Raw genomic sequence first — 4,122 nt, forward strand, 5'->3', positions numbered from 1 at the left:
TTATATTAAATTCAAAACAAAATTATTATGAGAACGATTAAGTTAATTCTGGCTATAGCATCGCAGCAGTAAGTCTGCAGGCGAACGCCCAAGCAAAAGTGTACATGACTCGAGATATTTCTCCGGAGGCATTAGTGAAAATCTATAAAGCTCTTGGCGTAAAAGCGCATGGGCGTGTGGCTGTGAAAATCAGCACCGGAGAGGCAGGAGGGCATAACTATCTCAAGCCTGCGCTCATCAAAGACCTCGTAAAAGAGGTTAATGGAACTATCGTCGAGTGCAACACAGCCTACCCCGGTAAGCGCAATACCACAGAAGCGCATTGGCAAACTATCCGTGAACATGGCTTTGACACGATTGCTGCCGTAGACATCATGGACGAATACGGCTCGGTAAATATCCCCGTACAGGACCGGACCCACATCAAATACAACATTGTGGGCAATCACTTGCCAAACTATAACTTCATGATTAACCTTGCACACTTCAAGGGACATGCCATGGGAGGCTTTGGCGGAGTGCTGAAGAACGCTTCCATCGGGGTTGCTTCATCAAAGGGAAAAGCCTATATACATACAGCCGGAAAGGTACAAAGTCCTGCCGAGCTGTGGCAAAATCTCCCGGCACAGGACTATTTCCTTGAGTCTATGGCAGCCGCCGCCCAGTCTGTTCATAACTATTTCGGTGAAGGCAACATCATCTATATCAACGTTATGAATAACATGAGCGTAGATTGCGATTGCAGCAGCAACCCTGCAGTTCCGGTGATTAAGGATATGGGAATACTCGCCAGCACCGACCTGTTGCTCTTGATCAGGCATGTCTCGACCTCGTATTCAACCATAAGGCGAGTGCCGGCGACGATAACCAACCGCTTATAGAACGTATTCAGCGTCAGCATGGCACGCATACAGTAGACTATGCTGCAAAGATTGGACTTGGTTCACAGAAGTATCAGCTTGTCTCTATCGATAGATAAATTCGTAATTGCTTATATGGCACTTACCATTTATTTAAATAATAGATGAAGAAAGTGCTAAGATATTCTTCTGAATAAGAAACAAAGAAAGTTCTTAAGATATGGTTGCTACTCTTTTTGCTGCCGGCATAATGCTGTCGGCAGCTACATTCCCCTTACCTTCCGATACGACAGCCATCGCTCTTGACGATGTTGTGGTAACAGGAACGCGTACGAACGCTGACCCGCGCCATCTTCCTATGACGATAAGTAAGATAGCGCATGCCGAACTCGCAAAGAATTATCGCACCTCCATTCTTCCAACGCTATTCGAGCAAGTGCCGGGTCTCTTTGTTACTTCTCGCAGTATGATGGGGTACGGTGTGAGCACAGGCGCAGCAGGAACCATCAAAATGCGTGGAATAGGTGGCATGGGAAGCCTCCTTGTCCTTGTCGATGGTCTGCCACAGTATGCAGGGCTTTATGGCCACCCTGTAGCCGACGCTTATCAGACAATGATGGCTGAAAAGGTAGAGGTGCTCCGCGGTCCTGCGTCAATGATTTACGGATCTAACGCAATGGGCGGAGTGGTGAATATCGTTACCCGCCGGATGCAGCAAGATGGCTCTCGCACCAACGTCAATCTGCAAGGAGGCAGCTATGGAACATTGGAGGCTACCATCACGAACAGATTTCGCCGAGGTCGGTTATCGTCTGTCGTGGGAGCCAATTATGGGCGTACCGACGGACATCGCACCAATAGCGAGTTTGAACAAGTCAGCGGTTTTGCCAAACTCAGCTATGATTTATCAACAAACTGGAGCCTGTCAGGCGATGCCAATGTTATCCATTTCGATTCTTCAAATCCCGGAACAGTGTCCAATCCTCTCATCGACAACAACATGAAGATAACCCGAGGAATGGCTGCTCTGTCGCTCACGAATAATTATACCACCACCAACGGAGCTTTTAGGGCTTATTACAATTGGGGACACCATAACATCAACGACGGCTACGCTGTTGGTGGCACTCCCCGTACAGCTCTCTACATTCACGACGATGTCATGGCAGGAGTGTCGCTCTATCAGAGTGCCAACCTCTTTGCAGGTAACCGAACCACTGTCGGCTTCGATTGGCAACTCTATGGAGCAAGGCATGGAACAGAACCATTGCCGACGGAACTCGCTCTTACCTTGCCGACAAGACGCTTAACGTACTCGGTGCGTATATAGACTTTCGGCAAAACATAGCCCCTTGGCTCACTCTCGATGCGGGTATTCGTTACGACCATAATACAAAGGTAGGAACAGAGTATGTCCCTCAAGGCGGTTTCTCCTTCCTTCTGCCCAATAATGCCACGCTCAAGGCGATGGTTTCCAAGGGCTTTCGCAACCCGACCATACGCGAAATGTATATGTTCCGTCCTGCCAATGCAGAGCTGAAGCCGGAGCGAATGATGAACTACGAGCTGTCGTTCAAGCAATATCTCCCGGGAGAACGTCTGTGGTATGGAGCTTCTGTATTCTATCTCAAGGCAGAAAACCTTATCGCTACCGTTATGCAAAACGGTCGTCCGCTGAACATCAACACCGGTGCGACAGAGCACAGCGGTGTAGAACTTGAGGGAGGATATAAGGTTAATCCAAGCATCAGCCTCCATTTTAACTACAGCTACCTCCATATGAGTGTGCCACAGTTGGCTGCTCCGGAGCACAAGGCATATCTTGGAGCTGACTACAAAAAGCATCGGCTGTCGCTCTCGGTGGGCTTACAGTATATCGGAAACCTCTATACTATACAAGGAGACAACGCTCGGAAAGAGAACTTCGCTTTGTTCAACGCCACAGCCAAGTATCAGTTGGTTCGTCAGCTGGCAGTCTTCGTCAAGGGCGACAACCTCCTTGCCCGGCAATATGAGATAAACGCAGGCTTCCCTATGCCGAAAGCGACAGTCATGGCGGGCGTGGACATTAATTTATAGATTACAGACCGAAAGGTAGAACAGAACTGATAAAAGACGAATATAAGAAGATGAAAGAGATTACTATAAAGGAATGGGGCGTAAACCCTTTCGCCGCTATTGGTAAAGAGTGGATGCTCATCACGGCAGCCAAAGATGGAAAGGTGAACACGATGACCGCTTCTTGGGGTGGCATGGGCGTAATTTGGGGTGCTGACGTGGTATATGTGTTTATCCGTCAAAGTCGTTTCACAAAAGAATTTATCGACGCAGCCGACACATTCTCCCTTACCTTCTTCCCCCGGAACGCACAGAAGGCTCTTGCTTATCTCGGCAGCCACTCCGGGCGCAATGAGGACAAGATAGGCAAGGTTGGTTTCCATGTAGCTTTCAACAACGGCACTCCTTACTTTGAGGAAGCGCAGACTACCGTCATCTGCACAAAATGGAGCAAGCATTCGATTAAGTTAGAGGACATGCCGGCAGATGTTCGGGAGAAATGGTATGCCGACAACGATTATCACGACATGTACATAGGACGCATAGAAAAAGTGCTCGTAAAGGAGACAATATAACCCATTGTTTCGTAGGCTGCCATCGGCTATCATGCCGTCGTGGGCAATTTCGGATATGTCAGAGTACTTGCGGATAGCGAGATATTTCCCAAATCCGTTGCGTTTGAACTGTAAATCGCAATTATTACCTCTGCTTCGATTGTAGCAAACCTCAACATAAAGAAATGATTTTTGTGAAAAATATACCGTAAAAAGTATAACAAGAAGATGGAAAAATCACAGTATCTTTGCATTGTCAAATAAGAAATACCGCTTCTGCTACCCTTGTTCGATGTTGCTTGTCGGCGCAACAGCCTTACAAGATTTCCAAACAGGCATAATTGCAGCAGGCAATGCGCACGACTATCCGAAAGGGAAAGGACTGCGTCCTTATAGTAAGAAACTTGTAAAGATAATTCCGTTAAAAAGTGATATAATCGCTTTGGCGTTGCGAAAGCGGCTGTTTTGCATTGCAAAACCTACGGTTTTACAATGCGAAACAATAGGTTTTGCAATGCGCTGACAATTAGATGGTTACGCAATAGATGCCGTTGCGAAAAATATTTACGGTTTTATAAGCCTCAGACACCGTGTTTGTCGGTGTTCCGGTCGGGCAGATGGAGCGGTTCATATATGATTATTCATCTTTT

At 47.3% G+C, this 4,122-nt stretch carries 2 protein-coding genes and 2 pseudogenes; all 4 read left to right on the forward strand.

Annotation, left to right across the window (positions count from 1 at the left end):
* The first annotated feature begins 59 nt into the window (after positions 1–59).
* The 4 genes and pseudogenes from JCM15124_RS14420 to JCM15124_RS16070 all read left to right on the forward strand — a co-directional run bounded on the left by JCM15124_RS14420 (position 60) and on the right by JCM15124_RS16070 (position 3,995).
* Positions 60–979 (forward strand): annotated as a pseudogene (locus JCM15124_RS14420) (DUF362 domain-containing protein).
* Between the two features lie 131 nt (positions 980–1,110).
* Positions 1,111–2,939 (forward strand): annotated as a pseudogene (locus tag JCM15124_RS17200) (TonB-dependent receptor).
* Between the two features lie 50 nt (positions 2,940–2,989).
* A complete protein-coding gene (locus JCM15124_RS12280; protein ID WP_024999643.1) occupies positions 2,990–3,493 on the forward strand; it encodes a flavin reductase in 504 nt (167 codons plus the stop codon).
* A gap of 232 nt (positions 3,494–3,725) precedes the next feature.
* Complete coding sequence (locus JCM15124_RS16070) at positions 3,726–3,995, forward strand: hypothetical protein (protein WP_024999644.1); 270 nt, start codon at positions 3,726–3,728, stop codon at positions 3,993–3,995.
* Positions 3,996–4,122: the final 127 nt, after the last annotated feature.

The sequence above is a fragment of the Prevotella falsenii DSM 22864 = JCM 15124 genome, from assembly GCF_000613945.1.
GTDB lineage: Bacteria > Bacteroidota > Bacteroidia > Bacteroidales > Bacteroidaceae > Prevotella > Prevotella falsenii.